At 44.8% G+C, this 26,267-nt stretch carries 27 protein-coding genes; 15 read left to right on the top strand and 12 right to left on the bottom strand.

All coding sequences use genetic code 11. The features are described from left to right. Positions 1–288: 288 nt before the first annotated feature. From ACNKW2_RS13645 to ACNKW2_RS13635, 3 genes are read left to right on the top strand one after another with little or no spacing between them, the layout of a single operon-like run. On the top strand, positions 289–3,057 hold the full coding sequence (locus ACNKW2_RS13645) for a TonB-dependent receptor plug domain-containing protein (protein WP_419149060.1): 2,769 nt from the start codon (positions 289–291) through the stop codon (positions 3,055–3,057). Positions 3,058–3,098: 41 nt separating this feature from the next. Then, positions 3,099–3,785: a putative 2OG-Fe(II) oxygenase gene (locus ACNKW2_RS13640; RefSeq protein WP_419149059.1), complete on the top strand. Its 687-nt coding sequence runs from the start codon at positions 3,099–3,101 to the stop codon at positions 3,783–3,785. Positions 3,786–3,797: 12 nt separating this feature from the next. Further along, positions 3,798–4,076 carry a hypothetical protein gene (locus ACNKW2_RS13635; protein WP_419149058.1) on the top strand — a complete coding sequence of 93 codons (279 nt, stop codon included), beginning with the start codon at positions 3,798–3,800 and terminating at the stop codon, positions 4,074–4,076. Positions 4,077–4,202: 126 nt separating this feature from the next. Here the strand turns inward: ACNKW2_RS13635 and ACNKW2_RS13630 are convergent, their stop codons facing one another. Beyond that, positions 4,203–6,536, bottom strand: coding sequence for a DEAD/DEAH box helicase (locus ACNKW2_RS13630; protein ID WP_419149057.1), 2,334 nt, complete (start codon positions 6,534–6,536; stop codon positions 4,203–4,205). Positions 6,537–6,645: 109 nt separating this feature from the next. On the opposite strand from ACNKW2_RS13630, the gene ACNKW2_RS13625 reads away from it, so the two are divergent. Further along, complete coding sequence (locus ACNKW2_RS13625; RefSeq protein WP_419149056.1) at positions 6,646–7,473, top strand: M90 family metallopeptidase; 828 nt, start codon at positions 6,646–6,648, stop codon at positions 7,471–7,473. A 78-nt stretch (positions 7,474–7,551) separates the two neighbouring features. On the opposite strand, the gene ACNKW2_RS13620 is transcribed toward ACNKW2_RS13625, so the two are convergent. From ACNKW2_RS13620 to olsF, 5 genes are all read right to left on the bottom strand, one after another. Then, a complete protein-coding gene (locus ACNKW2_RS13620; protein ID WP_419149055.1) occupies positions 7,552–9,351 on the bottom strand; it encodes a DEAD/DEAH box helicase in 1,800 nt (599 codons plus the stop codon). Positions 9,352–9,480: 129 nt separating this feature from the next. After that, positions 9,481–9,744 carry a GrxA family glutaredoxin gene (locus ACNKW2_RS13615; protein WP_336567018.1) on the bottom strand — a complete coding sequence of 88 codons (264 nt, stop codon included), beginning with the start codon at positions 9,742–9,744 and terminating at the stop codon, positions 9,481–9,483. A 104-nt stretch (positions 9,745–9,848) separates the two neighbouring features. After that, complete coding sequence (locus tag ACNKW2_RS13610) at positions 9,849–10,127, bottom strand: peptidylprolyl isomerase (RefSeq protein WP_419149054.1); 279 nt, start codon at positions 10,125–10,127, stop codon at positions 9,849–9,851. Between the two features lie 86 nt (positions 10,128–10,213). Further along, on the bottom strand, positions 10,214–10,696 hold the full coding sequence (locus ACNKW2_RS13605) for a TlpA family protein disulfide reductase (RefSeq protein ID WP_419149053.1): 483 nt from the start codon (positions 10,694–10,696) through the stop codon (positions 10,214–10,216). A 95-nt stretch (positions 10,697–10,791) separates the two neighbouring features. Further along, complete coding sequence (olsF, locus tag ACNKW2_RS13600) at positions 10,792–12,513, bottom strand: bifunctional ornithine lipid synthase OlsF (protein ID WP_419149052.1); 1,722 nt, start codon at positions 12,511–12,513, stop codon at positions 10,792–10,794. Between the two features lie 115 nt (positions 12,514–12,628). On the opposite strand from olsF, the gene ACNKW2_RS13595 reads away from it, so the two are divergent. Continuing rightward, entirely contained in the window at positions 12,629–13,555 is a 927-nt protein-coding gene (locus ACNKW2_RS13595; protein ID WP_419149051.1) for a 2-hydroxyacid dehydrogenase, read from the top strand. A gap of 326 nt (positions 13,556–13,881) precedes the next feature. Then, positions 13,882–14,016 carry a hypothetical protein gene (locus ACNKW2_RS13590; RefSeq protein WP_336567012.1) on the top strand — a complete coding sequence of 45 codons (135 nt, stop codon included), beginning with the start codon at positions 13,882–13,884 and terminating at the stop codon, positions 14,014–14,016. Between the two features lie 30 nt (positions 14,017–14,046). Here the strand turns inward: ACNKW2_RS13590 and smrA are convergent, their stop codons facing one another. Both smrA and ACNKW2_RS13580 read right to left on the bottom strand, forming a co-directional pair. After that, positions 14,047–14,628 (bottom strand): DNA endonuclease SmrA, encoded by a 582-nt coding sequence (smrA, locus tag ACNKW2_RS13585; protein ID WP_419149050.1) that lies wholly within the window; start codon positions 14,626–14,628, stop codon positions 14,047–14,049. Between the two features lie 70 nt (positions 14,629–14,698). After that, positions 14,699–14,938, bottom strand: coding sequence for a hypothetical protein (locus ACNKW2_RS13580; RefSeq protein ID WP_336567010.1), 240 nt, complete (start codon positions 14,936–14,938; stop codon positions 14,699–14,701). Positions 14,939–15,301: 363 nt separating this feature from the next. Between ACNKW2_RS13580 and ACNKW2_RS13575 the strand changes: the two genes are divergently transcribed. The 6 genes from ACNKW2_RS13575 (at position 15,302) to ACNKW2_RS13550 (ending at position 22,515) form a co-directional block, all read left to right on the top strand. Beyond that, on the top strand, positions 15,302–16,912 hold the full coding sequence (locus ACNKW2_RS13575) for a diacylglycerol kinase family protein (protein WP_419149049.1): 1,611 nt from the start codon (positions 15,302–15,304) through the stop codon (positions 16,910–16,912). Between the two features lie 81 nt (positions 16,913–16,993). Then, on the top strand, positions 16,994–18,376 hold the full coding sequence (locus tag ACNKW2_RS13570; protein ID WP_419149048.1) for a sigma-54-dependent transcriptional regulator: 1,383 nt from the start codon (positions 16,994–16,996) through the stop codon (positions 18,374–18,376). Positions 18,377–18,391: 15 nt separating this feature from the next. Next, complete coding sequence (locus ACNKW2_RS13565) at positions 18,392–18,607, top strand: histidine kinase dimerization/phospho-acceptor domain-containing protein (protein ID WP_419149047.1); 216 nt, start codon at positions 18,392–18,394, stop codon at positions 18,605–18,607. Continuing rightward, the gene (locus ACNKW2_RS13560; protein ID WP_419149046.1) at positions 18,604–20,088 is read left to right on the top strand and encodes a sensor histidine kinase; all 1,485 of its coding nucleotides are present in this window, start codon (positions 18,604–18,606) and stop codon (positions 20,086–20,088) included. The genes ACNKW2_RS13565 and ACNKW2_RS13560 overlap by 4 nt, the downstream gene beginning before the upstream one ends. Then, complete coding sequence (locus tag ACNKW2_RS13555) at positions 20,078–20,527, top strand: response regulator (RefSeq protein WP_419149045.1); 450 nt, start codon at positions 20,078–20,080, stop codon at positions 20,525–20,527. Before ACNKW2_RS13560 ends, ACNKW2_RS13555 begins: the two co-directional genes overlap by 11 nt. Positions 20,528–20,547: 20 nt before the next feature. Next, entirely contained in the window at positions 20,548–22,515 is a 1,968-nt protein-coding gene (locus tag ACNKW2_RS13550) for a response regulator (RefSeq protein WP_419149044.1), read from the top strand. A 169-nt stretch (positions 22,516–22,684) separates the two neighbouring features. Here ACNKW2_RS13550 and ACNKW2_RS13545 read toward each other — a convergent pair whose 3' ends face one another. The 4 genes from ACNKW2_RS13545 to ACNKW2_RS13530 form a co-directional block, all read right to left on the bottom strand. After that, positions 22,685–22,942, bottom strand: coding sequence for a hypothetical protein (locus tag ACNKW2_RS13545; RefSeq protein WP_419149043.1), 258 nt, complete (start codon positions 22,940–22,942; stop codon positions 22,685–22,687). Continuing rightward, a complete protein-coding gene (locus ACNKW2_RS13540) occupies positions 22,923–23,357 on the bottom strand; it encodes a hypothetical protein (RefSeq protein ID WP_419149042.1) in 435 nt (144 codons plus the stop codon). Before ACNKW2_RS13540 ends, ACNKW2_RS13545 begins: the two co-directional genes overlap by 20 nt. Before the next feature lie 2 nt (positions 23,358–23,359). Next, positions 23,360–23,680, bottom strand: coding sequence for a hypothetical protein (locus ACNKW2_RS13535; RefSeq protein ID WP_419149041.1), 321 nt, complete (start codon positions 23,678–23,680; stop codon positions 23,360–23,362). Positions 23,681–24,063: 383 nt separating this feature from the next. Next, positions 24,064–24,645: a BON domain-containing protein gene (locus ACNKW2_RS13530; protein ID WP_419149040.1), complete on the bottom strand. Its 582-nt coding sequence runs from the start codon at positions 24,643–24,645 to the stop codon at positions 24,064–24,066. A 526-nt stretch (positions 24,646–25,171) separates the two neighbouring features. Between ACNKW2_RS13530 and ACNKW2_RS13525 the strand changes: the two genes are divergently transcribed. Genes ACNKW2_RS13525 through ACNKW2_RS13515 form a run of 3 tightly spaced genes read left to right on the top strand, consistent with a single transcriptional unit; the run spans position 25,172 to position 26,025 of the window. Then, positions 25,172–25,618: a PA2169 family four-helix-bundle protein gene (locus ACNKW2_RS13525; protein ID WP_419149039.1), complete on the top strand. Its 447-nt coding sequence runs from the start codon at positions 25,172–25,174 to the stop codon at positions 25,616–25,618. Positions 25,619–25,627: 9 nt separating this feature from the next. Then, positions 25,628–25,804: a DUF1328 domain-containing protein gene (locus ACNKW2_RS13520; protein ID WP_419149038.1), complete on the top strand. Its 177-nt coding sequence runs from the start codon at positions 25,628–25,630 to the stop codon at positions 25,802–25,804. Positions 25,805–25,833: 29 nt separating this feature from the next. Next, a complete protein-coding gene (locus ACNKW2_RS13515) occupies positions 25,834–26,025 on the top strand; it encodes a hypothetical protein (RefSeq protein WP_419149080.1) in 192 nt (63 codons plus the stop codon). Positions 26,026–26,267 lie beyond the last annotated feature (242 nt).

Below are 26,267 nucleotides of genomic sequence, written 5' to 3'. Positions count from 1 at the left end.
TTTTGTGTTAATTTTAAGACGAAATAAGCGTATCTTTTTTACCTCGTGTGTTTACTGTAACTATATGTTTTATAATTTTTTTTGGTTTTTTTTTGTTTTTGGCATGGAACAAATTAGCTATATATTGCAAATGGATGTTGACCTATTGTTAGTAATAAAAGTAGTATAGGGGTAATTGCTAAAAGCAGTTGGTTGTAATCACTCAGTAAAGAAAGTGGTAGCAAACCAATCTGTTAATGTAATTTTTAATAAAATCTTATTATAAAAAACTTAATCAGGGATAATCCAATGTTAAACAGAAATGTAACTAAGGCTGTACGCCTAGCCCTAGCATTTGGTGCTGGTTCGGCTGGCTTAATGTCGACACAAGCATTTGCAGAAGAAGCTGAAGAAGGCGCAGAGAAAGTTGAGCGTATTCAAGTAACAGGTTCACGCATCAGCCGTACTGACCTTGAAACAGCAACACCAGTAAGTGTTTTCACTGCTGTTGAAATTGAAAAGTCTGGTGTTTCTACTGTTGCAGAATTTCTACGTGAAAACGCAGCAACTGGTGGCTTCAACGAATCAGCAACCTTAAGCCAAGCTGCCGGTGCATCAAGCATTGGTCTACGTGGCTTTGATGATGTTTACACGCTTGTGCTTTTAAACGGCCGTCGTATTCCTAAAAACTCAGCTGGTGGCGTTTTCACCGATATCAACCAAATTCCTATGGCTGCTGTTGAGCGTATCGATATTCTTCCTGACGGCGCATCAGCGATTTATGGCTCAGATGCGGTTGCTGGTGTAATCAACATCGTAACTAAATCAGATTACCAAGGCGTTGAAGCTACTGCCAAATACGGCATGGCACTAGAAGAGAACGATGGTGAAGAAATTGGCTTCCAGCTAACGGCTGGTGCTAGCTCTGACAACACAAACGTATTATTCTCATTAGATTATTTTGAGCGTCGCCCAATCATGGCTAAAGACCGTGAACTAGGCTCAACTGCTTATATCCCTGATATGGAAGGCGGTGACGGTCGCTCTAACTGGGGTGTGCCAGGTCGTCTATTCCTTGGTTCTCCAACAGCGACTGCAGAGGGCGAATCTGGTTGGCAACCTTGGGCTACTTGTCCAGCTGAGTCAGTTCGTGGTACTGCTTGTGCGTATGACTTTGCTCCACTTTATCAACTGCAGCCAGCGTCTGATCGTCAGTCAATCTTTACGTCGATTTCACACCAGTATTCAGACGATCTGAAGTTTGATGGTCAATTCCGTTACACAAGAGCGTATACTAAAACGTCAAATGCTCCAGCGCCAGGTGCTGTAGACATCACCAACAGTCCATTCCTTGAAGACTTTGTGGTTAATACACAATACGCTGATAATCCAGAACTAGGTCAACAGATCTACGATGAAATCGCTGCAGGTGATGGTTTTGCCTACGTAGGTCGTCGTTACCTTGACTTCCCTAACCGTCAAAAAGACAACACCAACGAAACGTTTGAAGCCGTAACTGGTTTCGATTATTTCATCAACAACGACTGGACAGTTGACTTTGACCTTGGTTTCTCACGTCTAACTAACCGTCAAGTCGGTGCTGGTGGTCAGCTACTTGCTGGTAACCTAGAAGCTGCATTCGCAGACGGTACACTAAACCCGTTTGTTATTAATGACTGTAGCTCAGATGCTCTGAAGCAGTTCTGTGATGACCTAAACTCTGCAATCCACCGTACTTCTGAGTACGAAGTATCGTTCGCTTCAACAGTGGTTTCAGGCCTAACTAGCCTTGAACTTCCTGGCGGCCTAGTGGGCGTTGCAGCAGGTATCGATTACCGTCGTGAAAACTACCTTGACCGTTCAGACCAAGCGTCTGTAGATGGTGATGTAATCGGTGGTGCGGGTTCTAACGGTGGTGGCTTCAGCACAAACGAAGCAGCATTTATCGAGCTTTCTCTACCTGTTATCGAAGGCATGGAAGTGAGCCTAGCGGCTCGTAACGATGCGGCTGACTGGGGTCTAGACAGTGCGTCTGAAACGACTTACTCAGTGAAAGCGTCTTACCGTCCGACTGATGCTATCTTGATCCGTGGTTCATACGGTACTGGTTTCCGTGCACCGTCACTTGACAATCTATATCTAGCTGAATCACAAGGTGTTCAAACTGCGGTTGATACTAAGCTTTGTAACGCAGCAATCGCCGCTGGCGGTAGCAGTGAGACGTCACCAGAGTGTCGTCAACAAGAGATCAACTCTAAGAGTGGTGGTAACCCAAGTCTTCAACCAGAAACATCAACTTCTTACAACCTAGGTGTTGTTGTTGATGTTACTGAAGAGCTATCAGCAACTGTTGACTACTGGTCACTAGAAATTGAGAACCAAATCGGTAGCCTAGGCATTCAAGAAATTCTTGATGCTGAAGCAATTGGTAACCTTACTAACCTAGTAATTCGTAACAGTGAAGGCACATTGACTGATTCGAACCGCAATGGTTACGTTAAAACACAGCTTGAGAACTTGAACGTTGCTGACTCTAAGGGTATTAATGTTAACATTAACTACGCAACAGACTTAAGCTTCGGTGCACTAAGCGCTGACCTTAAAGTTGAGCACTTCCTTGAGCAGAATCGTCAGACTTCAGCGGTTCAACCACTGTGTGACAACAATGTCTTTGCTCGTGATTATCGCTTAAACGGTTCAATCAGCCTAGACTCAGGTGACTGGTCTACTAACTTGAACATGCGCTTCTTACCTGGTTACAACAACTACGAGAAGTTTGACACAGATAACAAGACATGTGACGTAGTGGGTTACTTCGACGTTGATAAAAACATCGACGAAGACGGTAACGTATCATACGCAGACTACGGTCGTCCTGTAGATGTGGCTTCATACTTCCAGCTTGACCTAACAACTGCGTACACCTTAGATGAATCACAAACAGTGACATTTGGTCTACGTAACTTGTTTGACCGTCAGCCGGTTAGAAGTGGCGTTAATGACTGGCCATTCTATAGCCAAAGTACGTTCAACAACGTAGGCCGCTTCGCATACCTACAGTATGATATCAAGTTCTAATAACTATTTGATTTTACACTGATAGAGGAAAAGGGCGTCGTATGACGCCCTTTTTTATAATAATTATGATAAAAAATGCAAAACCAAAAATATGCTTTGCTACTCCCATATTAGAAGGCGAGTTTGAAGGAGTAGAGGAGCTAAATCATCAACTAGCAAAACGATTCTTACAATTTGAGCAAGACAAGGAGCATGTAAACGATGCTCGAATTAATACTACTGTTGGCAATATTTTCGACAGCCGAAGAGATATTCTAGCTGTTGAAGGGTATCCGGAAATTGAGCAAATTCGCCGCCATATGAACGGGGCGCTCACTTCGTGGATAATCGAAACGGGCAAAATGTCACGGCAAGACCTTGAGCAGTGCATGTTTGAGATAGAGTCATGGTTCCATATAACTCGTTTTGGTGGCACTAAAACAGTACATGAGCACGGTCAGTGTGGTTGGTCCATGGTGTATTATGTTGACGAAGGCGATCCTCCTACCGACGAATACCCCAGAAGTGGTTTTCTGCAGGTCTACGATCCTCGGAAAATACAAACGAACCCCGCAGACTTAGGCCAAGTTAATTTTAAACCAATGTTTGACTATGGTGGTTTTACATTTAGGCCCAAAACAGGTAAATTCGTAATATTCCCGGGGTATTTGGAACACGAAGTGCTGACATACTTTGGAACAAATCCGAGAATAATGATTGCAATGAACTGTATGATAAAAAGAAAGTAAGGATAGTTAATTATGAAAACATCAACAGTAATCCTCCTTTGTACTTCTGTTTTAACGCTCTCAGCGTGTGGTATGACCGATAGTGCAAAACAAAAAGACGCAGAAGTCATGTCAGAGCTGGCAGAAGTAGAAAACGATGAGAACTACATTTGTAAAACGGTTTCTCGGATTGGCTCTAACTTTAAAAAGCGTCGCTGTATCACCAAAGAAGCCCATGAAAGAGAGCAAAAGTCTGCCAAAAAGGCATTAGAAGAGGTTGATCGTAATTGGAGTAACCATACTGGTGGCTAAGTATTAACCTCAGTATTAAGGTGTGATAGCTGTAATAGGCTAGTGCACCTTTTTATACATGTTAAGGTTTTAGCTGTACCCATAAATGCTGTGCTATTTCGGGAAAAAATTTAACCCTAATACCTATCAGATATTAACCAACTTACTGGCCTTTCTGTAACTAATTTTAAAACCACTCCAGGCTGGCAGCTCCCATTTTTTTGGCGCATCTTTCCGTGCTCCGCTAAGGTATTCAAGCTCGATTCTTTTCGCTTTAAAATGGTAATTAACTGTCATTTTCAGTTCAGGCAGCGACCACTCAAGGGGAAACTTTTCCATAAAAGGGCTTAGCTCCCAGCTTGGTACTTGTTGCAATATCAGGTCATCGATTTCAATTAGACTGAGGTCTTCGAGTGACTCAACTCCGAGCTCTGTTAAGCGTTGGCGAAGGAACTCCTCACAACTTGGTAGTGACTGTGCTATCTGGTGATACTGACTGTACAGCTCGGTGTAGCGAAGCGTTTCAGTGAGCTGCTTTGCGGCTCCAGGCAGTAACTCTCCCCCGATTATTAGCTGCACAAGTGCTGTGATTAGGTCGTGATGGTTAGTGGGCGCCTGCTGGTATTCACTCAGCAGTACGTCGGCGTAGCTTATTTGGTAAGTCGCCACAATATCATGGTTTTCTATGTGCGCCTTTATCAGTTGCGCATCACCAATATTGGCTTTCAATAGTTGTTTTTTACTTAAAGGCGCGTTGCACACCGCTAAGGTTTTGGCTTGTTTGGTGCCTTTTCCAGCCAGAGCAAAGGTATCCAACACCAATAAAGCGTCGGCTTGCTCTGATACTCTTGTTTCTTTTGCCAATAACACTTCCACATGGGTGTTATTAAAACCATTACGGCGGTTGTGTTTGTTAATATAAACCCAGTGCGGCATGCACTTCGCTATTGCTACTATTAAGGCTGGATAATCATAGCTGGCGGCTTGCTGCAATGGCAGTAGGGCAAAGGCGTCGCGCAATTGTTGGCTAAATTGCTTGGCTTCGCTGATGGCTTCATGGTCGATACTGAGCAGGTCGTCCACTTGCCCTCTGATGGCAGCAATCGCCACCTCAATATCGCTGCCATGGGGTAACCGTTTAGCAAGTTCACTAATGCCTTCGACGTCCTTAGGAAGTTGATACACCTTAGCTGGCACACAGAGCACTGAGATAAGATCTATCGCTGCTTGGCGTAATGTGTTGCTAGGCAGGTTACTGATGAGGTAGCCATATTCATAGTCTATTGGCAGCGGATAAAGTTGCTTGCCAAGTGCTGTGGCGAGACCTTGGTCATCGATTGCTTGTAAGTGCTGCAGCTGTGAGACCGCTTTTTCTAATGATGCAGTGGGCAGGGGGTCTATAAATTCCAATGAGTGGACCCCTTGGGCTGCGCAGCCAGATGCCAGTACTAATTCCAGCAGCGACTCCCGTTGGATTTCAGGAGGCGTGTTGGCATCAAGGGGGGCGTGCTGGCCATATAAGCGAATGCAAATTCCCGATTGCGTTCTGCCTGCGCGGCCTAGGCGTTGCTTTGCCGAATCTCGGGCAATGGCATCGAGCCCAAGTACGGTTTTGCCGAGGCGCAAATGAGTACGGCGCTCAAGACCAGAATCGATAACACAGGTAATATTGGGAATGGTCAGCGAAGTTTCAGCGACGTTGGTGGCTAATATAATGCGCCGTTGTGGTTGCTTGGTTAGCGCAAGCGTTTGGGCTTGTGCACTGCAGCCGCTATACAGGCCGATGGTCAGTGCATCGAGCTTATTAAGTGCTGACAAACAGGCTTGGATCTCGGCCTTACCAGGCAAAAACACTAATATGTCCCCAGTCGAGGTTGGCAATGCCTGCTGGCATGCAAACAAAACCCGCTCTGGTAACTGGTCTTTGCTTGGCATTGCCCGCGGGTCGGATGCCTGATACTGCTCTGTCACAGGGTAGAGTTGGCCTTGAGATTCTAATATAGGCGCTGATAGATACGTCGCTAATCGTTGCGCGTTTAATGTCGCCGAAGTCACAATCAGTTTGTGCTGATGCCGTTGTTTCAGCAGTGCTAATAGCAAGTCCATGTCCCAACGGCGCTCATGAAATTCGTCGAGCATGACGACGTCAAACTGCTGCAGTTGATCCTCAAAGAACCAGCGTAATGCCACACCTGGGGTGGCGTAGATAATGTCGGTGGTGGCTGAGTATTGTGTGATAAAGCGAATGGCGTATCCTATCTTTTCTCCTACCTTGGATTGACATTGCTGAGCCACAAACTCAGACAGCGAAGTACAAGCTATTCTTCTTGGCTCAATGACCAATACACGACCCTGTTGGCTCGCCCAAAGTGGTAACTGGGTCGATTTACCCGACCCTGTGGCGGCGCAAACCACCACGGCACCTTGCTGTGTTAAGGTCTGGCTAAATTCATCTTTTATGGCATCAATGGGTAACTGCATAGGAACAACACCAAGGTCTTTTTCGGCGATGATAGCAAATTTGAGCTTGAAAATATTTGTCGATGGTCCAATTTATACAACAAGTATTTCTTAATAAGGGCCTAAAGCCGTGATAGAAATAGTGCTTATTTTAGGCCTAATCCTATTTATTGCCTTGTACTGGAACTTTTCCTTGCTACAACACAAGTGGTGGCAAAGAAAATATCTGCAACATACTCTGAGCTCAATGGATAAGCAGGTGTTGCTAAAATACATGCCTATTTATCGTAACATGACTGATGCCGATAGAGCGCAGCTAGAAAAGCACATGGTGTGGTTTCTGGGGGAAAAGCAGATACTGGGCCGTGATGGCTTAAGGGTGACTAGAGCAATGCAGGTGGTCATTGCCGCCGATGCTTGCTTATTGGTACTGAAGCAAGCTTGGCCGCTCTATCCCAATGTGAAAGAGATACTGCTTTACCCCAGCAGTTATTATGCCCCACAAACTTCTCGTGATGCTGCCGGTTTGGTCAGCTTTCACCAAGCTGTGCGGCAAGGTGAGTCATGGCCTGGTGGTACTTTGGTGTTGAGCTGGCATGATGTTTTAGAAGGAAACCGTCTCCCAGAAGACGGCCATAACTTAGTATTCCATGAGTTTGCCCATCAGCTTGACCAACAAACCGGGAATACCAATGGCACTCCTTTGTTGCCTAAAGGCATGAGCTATCAAGAGTGGGGGCGGGTGTTAGCGAAGGCCTATCAACAACTGAAAATGCAACTTTCTTATAATATGCCACACGTGATCCACTCCTATGGCGCCACCAACGAAGCGGAGTTTTTTGCGGTGGTGACCGAAACCTTTATAGAAAAGCCTACGGCACTAAAACAAGAGAATCCTGAGCTATTTAACTTGCTGCATGACTATTATGGTTTCAACCCGTTAGACTGGCAGCGCTAGGCTGAGTGAATAGCCATAAAAAAGCCGCTTCAATGAAGCGGCCTTTTCAAGCGAATGCTTTTCAAGCGAATGCTTTAATTACGAAAAGCTAATTTCTTTTCGTTCACGTCTTTCTCTTCTTTGACCTTCAGGGCGACGTTTGTCACCGCCACTGCGAGGGTCTTTGAAGCTGCGTTTACGCTCACGAGAATCGCCACCTCGAGAGTCACCGCCACGGGCCTGATCGGCAGGGTGGGTGCTCTTCGACATATTCATTGGGCGCTGACAAATGTGAACACTCTTAAAGTGTGACAACGTATCTGCCGGCATGTTTTGTGGTAGTTGTACCGTACTGTGTTCATTGAACAAGCGGATTTCACCAATAAACTTGCTAGAGATATCAGCCTCATTGGCAATGGCACCAACAATGTTTTTCACTTGCACACCGTGGTCACGACCCACTTCGATACGGTAAGTATCCATTGGGCCTGCAGCACGGTCACGGCTACGAGGTTTGCGCTCGCCACGGTTGCCATCGCGTTCACGACGTTCACCACGCTCTTTACGATCGCGCTGCTGCAGCTTAATTTCTTCCACTTTTAATGGTGTTTGCTGCTGCGCTAGGCAAAGTAGTGCTGCGGCCAAATCTTCCTGAGATAGCTCGAGCTTTTCACCTAAACCAGCGGCTACTTTGCTAAAGAACTCAATGTCTTTGTGCTCTAATGCTGCAGCAAGTTTGGTTTCCAGTGCGCCAATGCGTTTTTCTTCTACAATTTTCGCACTAGGCAGTTCAACCTGAGCAATATCAGAGCGAGTGTGACGCATGATATTTTTCAGTAGGTAGCGCTCATTGTTTTTAACAAACAAAATCGCTTTACCTTGACGACCAGCACGACCTGTACGGCCAATACGGTGGACATAGGCTTCACTGTCTTGTGGGATATCATAGTTAACCACTAGGCTCAAACGTTCAACGTCAAGGCCACGGGCTGCAACGTCGGTTGCAATAACAATATCAAGCAGACCATTTTTCAAGCGGTCAACGGTGCGTTCACGTGCTTGTTGGTTCATGTCACCATTAAGCGGTGCGGCTGAGAAGCCTTCGCGCTCTAACAGCTCAGCAAGCTGAACGGTATCGTTACGTGTACGTACAAACACGATAGCGCCATCGTAATCTTCCGCTTCTAAGAAGCGTACGATCGCTTTGTTTTTGTGTGCAGTTGCACGCCAGTAAACTTGCTCGATCGTTGATACGGTAGAGTTACGCGGCGTGATTTTAACTTGCTCAGCGTTATCTAAATATTTATTACAGATTGACTGGATCTGCTTAGGCATGGTTGCAGAGAACAAACAAGTTTGCTTCTCTTCAGGCGTTTTTTCCATGATGCTTTCAACATCATCGATAAAGCCCATGCGTAGCATTTCATCTGCTTCATCAAGTACAAGTGCACTTAACCCTGAAAGGTCAATGGTCTTGCGGTTGATATGGTCAATTAAACGACCCGGTGTTGCCACAATAATTTGGGCACCACGGCGTAGAGCACTCAGCTGAATGCCGTAGCTTTGACCACCATACAGCGCCAGTACTTCAACGCCTTTTGTATATTTAGCATATTGCTGAAATGCTTCAGCAACTTGAATAGCTAGCTCACGCGTTGGCGTAAGCACAAGGATCTGTGGTTGTTTAACGGATGCGTCTATTTGGTTTAACAATGGCAGTGCAAATGCTGCCGTTTTACCTGTACCCGTCTGCGCTAGTCCCAGTACGTCTTTTCTTTCTAGCAATAACGGTATACATTGAGCTTGGATCTCAGAAGGTGTTTTATATCCTTGCTCTTCGACTGCTTTTAAAATTGCAGGTGAAAGGTCTAAAGATTCAAACGTAACTGGTTCTGACATTAATGCGCCTCAACTATTTTAAAGAGGCGCGAATTGTACAGGAAAGATAAAACAAAAGCTTGCATAAATTCACACTATTTTATATGTGCCTGATATTGGTTAAAATTTAACCTGTACAGTTTTGTGAATTTACTGATAAAGGCCTAGATTGGCTTTTGCGTAGGCTTCAAACTCGGTAAAACCGCCAATGTGATCTTGGTCGATAAAAATTTGTGGCACGGTTGGGCAAGGTTTGCCAGCCGATTGTTCTAGGTCCGCTTTCGACACCCCTTCTTTAATGATATCCACATAGCGGTAATTAAAGTCATCACGTTCTGTCTTTAGGCGCTCAGCAACTTCTTTAGCACGAACGCAAAATGGGCAGCCATCTCGGCCAAAAATTACAGTAAACATAACAATCCTCTTTTCATCACTTTAAGCTAATGTATGCCAGTATAGTGACATTTAATATCAGGTAAATCTAATTAAAAAGATGACCACAATCTAGAAAAGCGATGTTAGCTACGATAGACCGTTTTAATCAGATGGTAGCCAAACTTGGTTTTCACTGGACCATGCACCTCGAACAGGGGTTTTTTAAACACCACATCGTCGAAGGCCTTGACCATATCGCCTTTGTTAAACTCGCCAAGATCCCCCCCGCGTTTTTTTGAGGGACAAGTAGAGTGTTGCTTCGCCAGCTTGCCAAAGTCAGCGCCTTTGGCAAGCTTGGCTTTGATGGCTAAACATTCTTTTTCGGTTTTCACCAAAATGTGGTACGCACACGCCTTAGGCATGACCTTTCCTTTCTATATAGAAACTTAAAGATTCGATCATGCCGAGCCTGATTGCGCAAATCAAGTAAAATCAGCGCAAACAAAAACTACAGCCGGGCTCGGATCCCAAGCTCTGTTGAATAGCCCATGGCACGCTGAGTTATCTTTAACTCTTCATCGATAACGTAATAAGTAGGAAATCCGCTTATTTTGTAGTGTTGGGCTGTGGTGCGGTTACCCATTAAGACTGGCATGGTGAGCGCTAAATCGGCAACAAACTCGGTCACGGCTTGTGTCGAGTCGTAGTCTAAGGCGATGGCAACGGCATTCACTTTGCCCTGTTGATAAAGCTTATCGATGTTGGGCATGCTAAGACGGCAAACGCTGCACCATGGGGCAAAGAAATAGACCACCGTTTGCTGGCCTCTTAACTGGGTTGAGGAAAAGGTTTGCTTACTGTTATGCACTGGGAGATGAAAAAAGGGGGCGGTTTGTTCTCCTGAGTCCGGCAGCATGTTCCGTTGCTGATAGCTGGACACAGCGAAAAACACCATGGCAATAATAGCAATTTGACCAATAAGCTTGAGCATGTGTAAGAGAGCCTCAGATTAGCAATGTAACAATGAATAAGACCGCAGTGTAGCGGTCTTTATTGCATTCAAGCAACCAAGCTAGGGTTTAGCGGCTAATTAAAGCGGTTTTCACCTAAATAGCGCTTCGCTTTTTGCGGTTTGAGCTTAGTTAGGTCAACTAACACCAAGCCATCAATGCAGTTATTAAAGTCTGGGTCGATACTAAAGCTCAAAAAGTTAACACCTTGCTCCTCACACAATTCAGTGTATTGCTTAAATAGGGTCGGCACTTGAGCACCCATATGAGCGAGAATGTGCTTCAGCTCGGCAAAGTCTTCTTTTACGTCGTCGCCCTGAAAACGTTGGTTAAACCGAGTCAGCTGATCCTTACTGAGCTTCATTTCATTGTTTGGTGTGGCCAGGCCCTGTAAGTTAGAAAAATAGTGCTGGTAGTGGTACACCAACATGGCTTTTGCTTCATCAGGTAAGGCATTAGAGAGGCTTACAGCGCCAAACAGGTAACGGTGCTCTGGATAGCGTTTCACAAAGGCGCCAATGCCATACCACAAGTAGTCGAGGCTTTTGCGTCCCCAATACTTGGGTTGCACAAAGCTGCGGCCTAACTCTATTCCATGCTCAAAATAGGGCGTCATGGCATCGCTGTAGCTAAATAAACTGTCGGTATACAGCCCCGCTTGACCGTGCTCAGCGAGCACTTGTTTGGCACTGGCCAGACGGTAAGCTCCAACTAGCTCAAGCTGTTTAGCATCCCATAGCAATAGGTGATGGTAATGCATATCGTACTTATCTATGTCACGGCGATGGCCGCTGCCTTCACCGACAGCCCGAAAAGCAATTTCTCTCAGTCGGCCCAGCTCGCGAAAAATCACCGAACTGCCAGTGTATTGATAAACATATATATGCATACCATCTGGCGTTTCACCAATGCACTGACACTGCTCGATGGCACTTTTTAAGGCTTTGCGGCATTCGGGCACGGCGATGGGCGTCTGCGTTTTTAGTGGCAGAGTTTTTTTACTGGCAAGGCGGTATAGCTGTTTTCTGATCAGCGCCACAATCTCTTTGTCTTTAAGATTGTCAATTAAGTACGACTCCGGTGGAATACTGGCGCCGATTTCAAATTCCAGCGATTTTTGCCGTTGCTTAAACATTTCTTTTACCAGTAGCAAGCTTGCCAGAGGTTTATAAATCATACTGGTGCCATAAAACAGTGGGCTATTTTTGGCTTTAATGTAAATGGGCAAAATAGGGCAGTTGGCTTTTTTGGCCATTCTTAAAAAGCCAGAGTTCCATTTACAATCTTTAATCCCTGTGGGCCCTAATCGCGACACTTCACCGGCTGGAAAAATCAACAGCGCGCCTTCGGCTTTTAAATGCTTATGGATATTGGCTAATTCTTGTTTTTTACTGGCGCTTGAGAGGTTATCAACTGGCAATAATAAAGGGTGCATTGGAGTGACTGACATCAGCATGCGATTAGCGACCACTTTTAAATCGGGGCGCACTTGCGCCAGTACTTTTATTAGCGCCAATGCATCCAGCGAACCAATCGGGTGGTTCGCCACAATCACCACCGGCCCCTCGCTGGGAATGTGCTCGATTTGTTTGGGCTTAAAGCGGGCATCAAAATCCAGTTCGTCTAACACTTGTTCAACGAATTCGAGCCCTTGTAAATGGGGGTAGGTATCGGCAAAAGCGACAAATTCTTGTTCGTGCAAAAGGTAACCCAAGCCCTTTTTAACTAAGCCTTTTACCTTGGGAGAGTTTTCAAGTTGTGGAAGATTTGCTTCAATGACTTTATCTACACTAATCATTTTGTTCACCTGTTGGCGTTTTTTGCAAGGTTAGAAACTCTTAATGACAAACACGTTGCACTGTTATGTCATTTACTTTGCAATTTTGCCGGCATGGGTGAGTTGAGGAATTTTTATGGCGTTACTGGTATGTGTTTGCAATCGCAATAATGACAAATTAATGGCAGCCTTGCGCGCCGCTTTACCGCAAGAAACCATTTTGGAGTGGCCGTTGCAGGATGAGCAAATGCTCACTCAAGTTGAGTTTATTTTGGCGTGGAATGCGCCCTCGTCACTGTGGCCAAAGTGTCCCAACTTAAAAGTGGTGCATTCGTTTGGGGCTGGGGTGGATGGCATCCCTATTAATCTATTGCCACAGCATGTCGAGGTGGCTCGGATAGTTGACCCGTATTTAGCTGACGATATGGCGCAGTACGTTTTGGGTCATATTTTAAATCATAAACTGCGCGTGCAGCAGTATCGTCAGCAGCAATCAGAGCAAGTGTGGCGACCAAAGCGAGCAAGGCCTGGGCATTGTGTCGGGATTATGGGCATGGGCCAGCTCGGCCAAGCAGTTGCGGCACAGTTACTAAGCAATAAATTTACCCTCAAAGGTTGGTCACGCAGTGAGAAAAGTGTTGCTGGGGTCGATCATTACCATGGCCACGATGCTTTGCCTGCTTTTTTGTCTGATCTTGATTACTTGGTCTGTCTATTGCCGTTAACAGCAGATACTCGTGGCATATTAAATGCTGAAGTGTTTGCCGCACTGCCAGATCATAGCGTGATCATTAATGTTGCCAGAGGAGCTCACCTCGATGAAGCGGCACTGTTGCGTGCGTTGGAGCAGGGCTGTCTTGGTGGCGCGGTATTGGATGTCTTTGCTGAGGAGCCGTTACCTGAACAGAGCCCCTTGTGGTGTCACCCCAAAGTAACCATAACCCCCCACGTTGCTGCACTGACCAGTTTGAGTACTGCCACAGATCAAATTGTCATGAATTACGAGCGCATGAAGCAACAACAAACCTTGCGCCACGTGATTGATAAAAGCGCCGGATATTAAGCTTTATACCAATCCGTATTAATACTTGCTCAATTTGAGGGAGTAAATTTGCCGCTAACTGCGTTAAAAATTTCTCATTTAGAGCAACTAAATAGCAAAATTTTTGCCTTGCCTATATGGATATAGGTACCAGGGCGATAGCAGGACGCGGGAGCGGAGTTATCGACAGAATTTTCTTGCCGCAAATGGACCACTTAATTAAGCGAATTGGTATTAATCGTGGATTTTTATGGATTACTGGTTGAACCACTGTATAAAAAAACATCTTGAGAGTTACTGAACGATGCATTAATTTAACAAAAAAACAATAATAAAAGGTCGGTCAAATGAAGCATAATCAAGGTGGCGCAAAACTATCTCTCGTTGTCGTTTCGGTTATTGTTTTAGGAGTGTCTGCGTGGTTTAACCAAGCTAATGCAGCAACAACTCAGGGGTCGACAGAAATTGTAAATACGCAATAAAGCCAAACACTCAGTTTGGCTTTATTGTTTTCAGCGCTTGGCATGGCGCTCGCGGTTCTCTTGCTTTTTTTCTTCGCTTTTTCTTAATAATACATAGGTAGAGCCACTACCGCCATGACAACTCAGTGCTGAATGAAAAGCCAGTACTTGAGGCATTTCCTGCAGCCACTTATTGCTATAGCTTTTCAGCACCGCAGGAAAGGGCTTGCTCTTTAGCCCAGTACCATGGCGCAGCAGCAATACCCGAATACTGCGACTGTGGCAGTCTACAATAAAGTCGAACAAAGCCTTACGTGCCTCTAAAAAGGGTTTGCCATGTAGGTCTAAGGTGGCGTCAATTTGGTATTTACCTAGCCGTAGGTTTTTGAATACTCCCTCTTGCACGCCACTTTTCTTAAAAGACAGCAAGTCATATGGGTCGAGTAGCTCAACGTATTCGGTTGATAGGTAATTGGCATCGAATTCCAGCTCTTGCTCAGCGGCTTGGCGCTTGGCCAACTGCGCGAGCGTAGGCTCGGTTTTTTTTCTTTGCAGTTCTGCTTTGCTGTCTTGGGCTAGGGGGGTAACGTCGCCCATTGAGGCTAAAAATAACTCTTCGTCGGTCATGGCCATACTGCTTCTCCACTCACAAGCAATGATGACCATGATTTTAGCGTAAGGATTTGGATAAAGAAACTATTGCCTAGTGAACTTCCAAATGGCCAAAGGTATACACTTTAAATAGATAAAATGTATTAATTAAAATTAAGCTTAAATTTGAAATAACACTAGTATTCATCAGATCGAGACTAAACGAGATAAAAAGTACGCTACATGCGCACACAGCTGCCCCTCTTAGAAGCATTTTATGATTAATAAAAAAGGCGCCAAAACCCAAAGCTAATAATACTAAGTTAAGTAGCCAGTCGAGCTCGTTTGTCATTGTCTGTTTGGTTCTCCAAATGTGCTGAAAGAATCGGCATTATGGTGTTTAATTAGGCCATATTCAAGCAATAAAAATTATGATTTTGACATTAGAAAAATTAATGGATTAATGGTGGCTGAATAAATATGTGTAGGGGCCTGCATAACTGTGTAACGACACCTTTAGCGGTTTCGACTATAGTTGTAAGCAGAGCAAGTTTGTTTATACTAGATTCTTGAAAATAAAAGAACTATTACTCTTGTCAGCAGAGATTAAGCAACCCATGTCTATACTGATCGATCTGCAAGCTTAGTCATACCGCGCTTTTTTTATAGCGCGCGTTACAGCAATAGACTGCAAAAAAAATTTAAGGATCAGCAAATGAAAATGCTCAAGTACTATTTACTCGCCACGGTTTTGTTGGCGGTATTAACTTTTTACAGTATTGGCTCATGGTTAATGCTGCCCCTCGCTTGGTTCACCCTTTCATTAGGGCTGGTCACTTTTGCTTATGCAACAAACAACCCAGGCATTTTTAGAAAGCATGGCACGGGAAAAATCCCTTGGTATAGCACTTGGTTGTTTTGGCCCTATTTAGGTGGCGCACATCTGTATAACGCCATTGAACGAGGGCGCGATGTAGTCGATGCATTTCAACCGCTTACGGATGATTTGTTTGTTGCTTGTCGGTTGTTTCCAAGTGATGTTGATATGTTAAAGGCACAAGGCATTGAGGCTATTTTGGATGTCACCGCCGAATTTGATGGTCTGAACTGGTCAGCAGAGCAACAGCAGCTGCATTATCTCAATATTCCTGTATTGGATCACCAAACACCCACGTCAGAGCAGCTAGCCCATGGCATAGCGTGGATTGCGGCGCAGCATGAGCTAGGGCGTAAAGTTGTGGTGCACTGTGCTTTAGGGCGTGGTCGCTCGGTGTTCTTTTGCACGGCCTACTTATTGGCTACTCATCCTGAGTATAACGTTCGCCAAGCGCTGGAGAAAATTCAAAACCGTCGCGAAACGGCCAGGTTAAATAAGCAGCAGTTAAAAGGGTTAACTAAATTACATCAAAGCGAAAACTTTACCCATGCTGATGATGCGGTGTTAGTCATCAATCCTGTGGCGGGTGGCGGTAAATGGGCACAACACGAAAATGAAATCATCGGGATTCTCAGCGAACGCTATAAATTACATACTTATTTTACTGAAGCGGATAGCGATGTCGCGGCCTTAGCAAAAGAAAAGTTAGCGCAGCACCAAGCAAAAGTCGTGATTGCTGGTGGTGGCGATGGCACCTTGGCCGATGTCGCCCATGGCATCAATGAGCAAGACGTCTTGTTTGGTATTTTACCATTAGGTACCGCTAACTCGTTAGCCACGGTATTGCTTGGACCGATGTCAAAGGTGGAGCCTGTAGAGCGTGCATGTGAAGCCATTTTAGCAGGTAAAAGTAAGTCCATTGATATTATGGACTGCAATGGCCAAACCGCCTTACTGGTGATGGCCGTTGGTTTTGGTCATGAAATGATTGAGCACGCAGATCGCGAAGAAAAGAACAGCTCTGGGCAGTTAGCCTATTTACGTGGCTTGTGGCAGGCCGTAAGTGAAAACAAACCACTGCAAGTGGATGTGGAACTTGATGGCGAAGCCATTGAAACTGTTGAATGCGTCAGCCTGGTGGTTGCCAATGCTGCTCCTAAAACCACTTTATTAGCACAAGGAGAGGGCGAACCTATTTACGATGACGGTAAATTAGACATTACTATTTTGCCCTATGATGCTGAAAACAATCAAAGCCTATCCGTTACTGAGCTTATCTTACCCAAAGGGACGATAAAATCTGATAAAGTGGTTACTCATCAATGTCAGCAATTAAAGCTAACGTTTAAGCAGCAGCAACACTTTGCCCTTGATGGTGAGGTTATGAGCGCAAAGAGCATAGAGATTTGTAACCACAAGCATGCACTGACAGTGTTGGTACCAGCCTAGCCATCTAACGTTGCTACACAGCTTAAGTGACACTGGCTATGGAAGTCTGGCTGCAGCGATAATGATAAGAGAGGGACACAGTTGAACAGCATTTTATTAGTTGATGACGATCAAGAGTTTGCCGAGCTGGCGAGTCGTATCATTGAATTTTTGGGTTACGATGCTTGTATAGCTCATGACTTGGCCGCTGCTCGGCAGTGGTTAGCAGAGCAACGATTTGTACATATCTTTCTCGATTTTATGCTACCCGATGGCAGTGGTTTGCATTTAGTCGATGAAATACGAGGCGCAGGAAATAATACGCCAATTACTATGGTGACCGGTCACCCCGCGGTCAAGTCGGCCATTGCTGAGCTTTGCCATGATGGCCTAAGTCACCTTACTAAACCCATTGATGCGCAAGACATCAAGTCAGCGTTATCACCGCAGCAAAAAGCCACGCCAAAAGCGACTGCAACCGCCCACTTTGGCACACTCCTTGGTGAGTCTGCGAAGATGCACCAGTTGTACGAGATGATTGAAAGAGTAGCTAAAACGGATGCCAACGTGATGCTGCTTGGTGAAAGTGGCGTGGGCAAAGAAGTGTTCGCCGAAGCCATTCATCGTGCTAGTAACCCTAAAGGAGAGCTAGTTAGCGTGAATTGTGGTGCTATCCCTAAAGATTTAATCGCCAGCGAGTTATTTGGCCATGAAAAAGGTGCCTTTACCGGGGCGCAGGCACAAAAGTTGGGGGTGTTTGAGCGCGCAAATAACGGAACCTTGTTCCTTGATGAGGTGACCGAGATGCCGCTTGAGCAACAACCCAACTTACTTAGGGTGCTGGAGACGCAAAAGGTGACCAAGGTTGGCGGCAGTCAAGCCACGGCGGTTAACTGCCGTGTGATTTCTGCCAGTAATCGCAGTGTTGAAGAAATTGCTCAGAATGCTATTTTGCGAGAAGACATTTACTTCCGCTTAGCCGTGTTCCCAATTCATATTCCACCATTACGACAGCGCAAAGAAGACATAGCGCTGCTAGCCGAGCACTTTGTGGAGCAGTTAAATCGCAAAGGCAATACCCAGTACAGCATTAAAGCCGACGATTTAAGACGCTTAGAGAGCTATGATTGGCCTGGTAATATCCGCGAGCTGAAGCACACCATTCATAAAGCCTACATCATGGCGGATCTCGAGCGTAATACATTGGTTTTTGATCAAGAGTTTGCCTCGCCTTTTGCTAAGGCTAAACAGTTGCAACACAGTGAGCCTGAGCAAAGTGGTACAGAACATCGCCATGGCAATCAGCAAGTCACGATGCCGGATGTCACTCCGGGTAAAACCATTGAAGAAGTAGAGAAAGCGTTAATTTACCAAACGCTGGACTCGGTTGAAGGAAATAAAACACTGGCTGCCCGCATGCTTGGGATCAGTACTAAAACCTTATATAACCGTCTTAATGCCTACGAAGGAGAAGCCCAAACCTAGCCTTGAGGAGACCTAATGAGTAACGAGCAACGCAGTGAGCTAGAGCACCTAATACATGATGCCAGAAAGCCGTTAAATCAAATTTCGATGCAGGCTGAACTGGTAAAGCTGATGGCAGCGGAGCCTGCTTCCAGCGGTAAAGTACAAGAAGCCGCGGACAAGATTATTGCTGCCAGCAAAAGCTGTAGTGCTTTACTACAAACCATCTTGGAGCAAGGAAAAAATGAGTGAACAGTGACAACATCATGAGTTCGTTTATGAAGGTGGGTGGCAAACTCAGTTTTATTTGGTTCGCGGTGGTGGTGTGTGTCGCCATGGTCGCGGGTAATACCATGATTGGGTTTAATAACGTCAAAGAGCTCAACCAGGTGCAAGCGAGCATTCGCAACACCAGCGAAGTAATGATGGCGTTAGATAAGTTACACATTGCCATGTTGAATGCCGAGTCAGGCCAACGTGCTTTTATTATTTCCCAGCAGGAAAGCGATTTGACGCCATTTCAGCATGCTTTGGATACCTTATCTTTACGCATAGCTGAGGTGCAGCAGCGTCGTTCGGAGAGCGAGCAACAACAAAATAAAATCGACCGTTATGTTGAAGGGGTCAAATCACGCTTCCAAGCATTGCAACAATCGATTAAAAATGTCCGCAATACTGCGCAATTTCAGCAAGCACAACAGCTTGCTTTGACCAAAGGCTCTGGCGGTGAGCTGCGGCAATGGTTTAGTGAGATTATGGTGGTAGAGCAGGATATCCGTGCGGTACAGCTTAATCAATTAAAGCGCGTAAAGGCCGAAGCCCAACAGAATATCGTGGTATTTACACTGCTAGGTGCTGCCATGATATCAGCCATTTTAATGCTGCTGGTGGTGAACTTAAGAAACACCAACAAAGCCAAGCACGCGTTGGAGTCGGTGAATAGCCAATTAGAAGAGAAAGTTAAAGCGCGCACCGAAGCACTGGAACACTATGCTGATGAGCTCAATCGCAGTAATAGAGAGCTGGAAGATTTTGCCTTTGTGGCCTCTCACGACTTACAAGAGCCACTGAGAAAAATACGCGCGTTTGGTGATCGCATCGAAACAAATTATGCCGCTCAGTTAGATGACAAAGGTCGAGATTACTTGGCACGCATGACCGGGGCTGCAAAACGCATGTCTACGCTTATCACTGATTTATTAGAGCTTTCGCGGATAACCACCCGAGCAAAGCCGTTTGAGTCGCAAGACTTGAATCAACTACTGCAGTTTGTTTTGGATGATTTGGAAATAACCTTAGTTGATAGCAACGCGCAGGTGAACCGTGTCAGCTTACCGACGATTCAATGCGATGCTAGCCAAATCCATCAGCTGTTTCTCAACTTACTGTCTAATGCCCTTAAGTTCCGTGTGCCAGAGCGTCAGCCAGTCATTAATATCACAGTGACTGAAACAGAATTAATGGGCCAACAGGCCTATGAGTTTACCATTAAAGACAACGGCGTCGGATTTGATCAAGAATATGCAGAGAAGATTTTCTCTCCGTTTCAGCGGCTTCATGATCGAAACCAGTACGCCGGCACAGGCATCGGATTAAGCGTTTGTCGGCGTATTGTCGAGCGCCATAGCGGCACCATTTCGGCGCACAGCAAACAGGGCGAAGGAGCCACCTTTATTTTTGTTTTACCATACCAACCGACTGAAATTATTCAGGAAATAAAAAATGAATTATAAAAAAGCAGAGCCGATACAAATTTTAATGGCGGATGACGATGAAGACGACCGTTTACTGGCGCAGGATGCCATGGAAGAAAGTCGGGTATTAAATGCCTTTCGTTTTGTAAAGGATGGCGTGGAGTTATTAGAATACCTCCGTAATGAAGGGCAGTTTGCCGACACACAACAATATCCGCGACCCAACCTTATTCTGTTGGACTTAAATATGCCGAGAATGGATGGTAGAGAAGCGCTACAAGAGTTGAAAAAAGACCCCAATCTTCGCGCTATTCCAGTGGTTATCTTGACCACATCCAAAGAAGAAGAGGACAAACTTAAAGGCTATGATCTCGGCGCGGCGTCTTATATTACCAAACCGGTGGATTTTGATGGTTTAGTAGAGCTGATGAAGAATTTAGGCAAGTACTGGATAGAAATCGTCGAATTGCCGCAGTAATGCCAACAGGTTTGGAGTGAATGATGACAGAAGAGACGGTGAGTGAAGTCAATGTCTTGCTGATAGAGGACGATGAAGACGATTACATCCTCACATTAGATTACTTACAATCCATCAGTGGTTTTAAGTTTAATCTAACTTGGCACTCGCAATACGCTCAAGCACTCGCTGCACTTGAGAGTAATTCCTTTGATTTGTGCTTATTAGACTACCAGTTAGGGCCTGAAACAGGCCTAAATGTGCTAAAAGAAGCGCGAGCTCGGCAGGTGCATACACCGATTATCATGCTGACTGGGCAATCCGATGAAGTACTTGATAATCAGGCGTTAAAAGCAGGTGCTGAGGACTTTGTGCTGAAATCGGAGATCAGCAGTGCGCGGTTTATTCGTTCAATTCGCTATGCGCTGGCGCGTAAAGCGTTAGAGCGAGAACGTATTGAGCGTTTAAGAGTTGAGTCAGATAGCCGCGCGAAAGATCGCTTTTTAGCCCATTTAAGTCATGAGCTGCGTACGCCGTTAACGTCCATTTTGGGTTACACCAACTTGTTGTTATCCCGTGAAGAACTGCAAACTATCAAGCCAGAGCTATCAATCATTAACAGTAACGGCGAACACCTATTAAATTTACTCAACGATGTCTTAGATTTATCAAAAATCAGTGAAAACCGCTTACAGTTGAATGAACAAGAAATATCACTCAGCCACCTTATGAGCGATTTGCACAGCCTGTTTAAAATGGCGGCAGCTAAAAAAGGCTTGCAGTTTACCATTACGGCGTTAACTCCACTGCCCAATCGAGTGGTGATTGATAAAACCCGACTCAAGCAAGTACTAATTAACATCACTTATAATGCCATTAAGTTCACAGCCTCAGGGTTTGTTAACGTAACCATCGCTTTAGACTCGCAACAACGTTTGCTGTTTAAGGTTATCGACTCAGGCATTGGCATTCCTGAGGAGAAACGCAAGCGCATCTTTAAACCTTTTGAGCAAGTGCAGCATGTCACTACCCGCAGCGATGAAGGAGCAGGGCTAGGATTAGCGATCAGTTCAGCCTTGATTAATCTGATGGGCGGACAGCTGGAAGTGGATTCAACTCTCGGTGAGGGCAGTGAGTTTGCTTTTTCTGTTGCCATCACTATTCCAGCTGCTAGCGAATTAGTTGAGCTTACTCTGAACGAAGCCCAAAGTAATAGCGATACTGAGCTGCCAAAGCAATTAAAAGGCCGAATTTTGATCGTTGAGGATATTGGTGAAATTCAAATGCTATTACGCACTTTGGTGGGAGAAACGGGGGCAACGGCTGAAGTGGCGGGAGATGGTCAAGAAGCGGTTAATATGCTTACGGTCCCGGATCATCAGTTTGATTTGGTGCTGATGGATTTACACATGCCAAAAATGGATGGCCGAGAAGCGATAGTGCAATTGCGCCAAGCTGGTGTGAAAACGCCGGTAGTAGCATTGACCGCTGCAGCGCAAAAGGGAACGGCTGCTGAGCTTATGGCACTGGGTTTTGATGATATGTTAAGTAAACCCGTGGTGGTGGAAGAGCTTGGAAACTGCATGCAACGCTTTATTGGTACTAAGCACACCGTGGCCGCACATGCGCCAGAGCCAGAGCAAAGCCATCATAGTACCCACCCCAATGTCTTAGTGGTCGAGGACGACGACGATACACGGCAATTGCTGCAGTTATTGTTAGACTCCATAGAGGTAGAGGTGACAACTGCGGCCAATGCTGCACAATGTTGGCAGCACCTTGAGGCGGGGCAATCTTTTCACTCTATCTTGCTGGATATTGGTTTACCAGATAAGTCAGGAATGACACTGGCTGGCGAGATTAAGGCACGCAATCCAGAGCAGCATATTGTGATTGCCAGTGGTTTTGATCCCGATCCGGATTCATTGGCTCAGGTGAAAATAGACAAGGTGTTACTGAAGCCCGTGACCTTAACTGACTTACAAGAGGTGGTAGACACTTTGAGGTAGTAAATTGGGCGCTAACGACATTAAGATTTCCCCGTTAGATCAACTAAATAGCAAAACTTCTGACTTGCCTACATAGATGAAGATATTTGGGCGGTTGTAGGACGCGGAAGTCCAGTTATCGGCGAAGTATTCTGGCCTCCAATAGACCACTTAATGAAGCGAGTCAGTATTAAGCAAACCCTATTATAAGCTTTTTTGCCAATGCCACTCGTCGCAGTGCCCCAATTTTGCCAAAGCGGGCTACCAAGGCACCAAACACAAAGCTAAAGGCAATGCCTTGGGGAGAGCTGATGGCGCCAGTAAAGTCTTTTTTGGCGCGCAGCTGGCATAACCGATTTAGTTGTTGAGCATCGATGTTGTCTCGTGTTGCAACTGTCACCTCATGGTGTAGCTTGGTGGTGATGTAATCAGCCAGTTTGGTCATCATCTACCTCCGGTTGTTGCAATGACTGCGATAAACCCGTGGTGAGTCCATGAATACTATTATTAAATAGTTTCAGTCCAGTCATAATAAGGTAATAAATTATGGCAATATTCAGTGTCAACACGATGCCTGCGGAGAAATACCAGCTGATCCCGGCAAAAGTTAGGGCATAGGCAAAGAGCACGTGTAAACTGGCCCACACCAATGCGGTTAAAAATAATGTCAATGTGAGCAGTGCAATGGCAATAAGCAAGCCTTTGAAGTTAGCACGAAATTTTGCCGCCAATAGGTGAGCATGACTGGCAAAAAGCTGCTGGTAACTGCTAAGCAATAATGCTGCAGCTTCTTTTAGCTCACCGAGCGCAGGAGTGCGCTCGGTGTCGTGTTGCTCACTATGAGATTGAGCGTGTTGCGCCATAATTACTTCTTCCTCAAAATCATGGTTGCTAACATGCCAAGAGAAAAGGCGATACCAGCCGTTTTAACTGGGTTTTCAACGGCGAATTTCTTTACTCCAGACGTTTCCCATGAGCGCTCTAATTCGCGACGTTTATCGGCTAGTGCTGCACTGGAGTTCTGACTTTTTTCACGCAGAGCTTCTTCGGTTTTCGAGGCTGATTGATGAAATGAATCAACCGAAGAGTGTAGCGAGTCTGCCATTTGATCCGCCACAGGGTGGCTTGAGTCATGACCGTTTGCTTTGCGCTTGGTAGTTGCAGTTTGTTGACTTTGGTTACTCATAAACGACTCCTTCTTCGTTACATTCAAAGTAATTGATGCAAAGCATTTGCCAGAATTAAATCCTTTAAAAACAGTTGTTTATGTTTTTCTTTTAATCCAGCTTGTAGTATTTTTCTGCTCAATGTAAAAGTTACAGAGCAAATCTACAAAATCACAACGGGCCGGCCAGAGCGGAATAAATAAAAGTGAGTAGGTCGCTGAGTTTATGCTGATAAATAGACAAAAAAAACGCCACTAGGCAGTGGCGCTGAGAAACCAGTCAAAGGGAATGGAACCGGTAGCACATAAACAAGTGCTGATTAATATATAGTCAATACAACCCAATTCGATCACATTTGTAAAAATATAATCACGAGGGGAAATGTCCCCCTCGTGTTAATGCGCTATGAGTCACTGTATCTTTCCATGTTGTCAGAGATCTCAAGGTGGTTTTCTACCTCGGCGACATCATTGGCATTTTCTGCAATTTGCACTGCGAGTTTACGCTCAGCCTCACTTTCAACATGGCCAGTTAAGGTGACATTTCCTTGTTCCACCTCGACATCAATACCTGTACTGTCTATGTCCGTGTCAAATAGATAGCGAGAATTGATCACGGTAGCAATTTTCATATCGGTGAACTCACCGCTTGCTTGTTCCATGCGGTCATCATTGTGCTTTTCTGTCATCTTGACGACAGTTAGCTCGTTATCAACTTCCTTAACACCGTCAATGCCAAGCACCAGTTCTTCAGCCAACTTCTTATCAACTGAACGGTCCACTTCACCGGTTAAAATAACCGTACCATCACGAACGTCTGTATTGATATCAAAGTTATTCAATTCGCCATTGAAAAGTAATGTTGCTTCGGCTTTGCCATCAATCCAGGCATCTGCTGCCTCAGCTTCCCAATTATTGTCCGCTGCCATAGCAGAAGTCGCCGACAATGAGGTTAGAAATAGTGATGCAATTACAGTCTTCTTCATAACGTATCTCCTTTTATGCTTGAGTCGCATTCAATAGTGCAGCGTCCATGCCAAACTTTAAGTATATGATAATTAATAGTTTTTATTATTCCATGCCATGAGGTAGCAAGATTTACCGAATAACAATGCCATGGAGATTGTAATTATTACTGCCATGATGAATTTCAGTTGAACGGAGTGTTTAAGGCTAAATAATTAGCTGAATTAAACCTAGGTCATGCTGCAATTAATGTATAAGAAGTGAGGTTGCAACCAGATTAGTGCAAAGCCAATGAGCAGTATATTGGTGTGGTTAGCTTGTTGACTAAGCAGGCATTTTAGCAAGCCGCTATTTATAAAAGGTAAAGATGTATGGGTGAGCAAATAACACAGGAATTATTTACAGCTGCACTGTAACTTTTTCATCGTTAGTTTCAGTGAAAATAAAAAACTTATTAAAAACAGTGGGTTAATTTCTGGCATTAGAGCTGCATAGACTAGTCCGAGTTGAAAAATCTATTCTTTTATTACATTTAAGGAGCGAGATATGGCAAATTCAAATTACGATATGGAACCATTAAAAGAGCTTATTAAAGTATTAAACGGTGGTGTTGATTTTTATACCGAAGCCAAGAAAAAGCTTAACAACTTAGAGTTAAATAATGTATTTGACCAAATGATAGTGGCTAAGGCTCAAGCTATCTCTGATCTACAGCCATTTGTATTGATTGATGACGGTGAGGTGGAGACCGATTCGGCGACCAGTGTGGAAATTCGTGAGGCATACACCAAACTAATCGGTAAAGTCAGCACTGACAAAGAACACACTTACATCTCTCAGCTTGAGGAAGTTGAAGATAAGGTGCTGGCAAAAATAAACAAGTCTTTACAGCGCGAGCTGCCAGTTAAGTGTAAGAGTACACTTCTGGATATCCAATCCCGCATGCAAGGCTGTCATGACCAAATGAAGCAGCTGCAAGAAATGACAGCATAGGAGAATGAGATGTTAAGTTGGGCTCTAATGTTCCTGTTTTTGGCATTGGTGGCAGCTATTCTGGGTTTCTCAGGTATTGCAGGCGCCGCGGCAGGAATGGCAAAAATCTTATTTTTTGTGTTTATCGCATTTATGGTGATTTCGTTTATTTTTGGTAAAGCAAGAAAGGCAAAAACACCTAGGTAGTAAATAATTTTCAAATTAAGGAGATAATGATGAGAATGGCAATGATACTGGCCAAGGTTTTTGGCTTTATAGCAATCTTAACACTATTTGGCTGTAGCGAAGGCCCTGCTGAAGAAGCCGGGGAGCGCATTGATGAAACAGTGGAAGAAGTAGGCAATAGCGTTGAAGATGCTTGCGAAGATGTTAAAGAAGATTTAAATACCAAAGATGAAGATTGTTAAGCTCGATTTGGTACGAAAGAGGGAAGTTATAAACTTCCCTTTTTTATTGCTGGCCAAAATAAATATTAGGCTTCGATGATAAATCACCCTGGCAGAGTTTAGTCTGTTAACAATAGAGTAAGACTTCTCAAAGAGCAGCACTGTAGTGCTGAGCACTTGATAAGCATAGTGAAAGGCAATAAAAAACCTGGTAGTGTTTAGAAATCTGTGTCATTTCACTAGAATACACAAAAGAGGAATGA

The sequence above is a fragment of the Pseudoalteromonas 'SMAR' genome, assembly GCF_048515945.1.
In the GTDB taxonomy this organism is placed as follows: Bacteria; Pseudomonadota; Gammaproteobacteria; order Enterobacterales; family Alteromonadaceae; genus Pseudoalteromonas.
The sequence above is the reverse complement of the archived record's forward strand: the minus strand, read 5'-3'. Positions and strand labels throughout refer to the sequence as shown.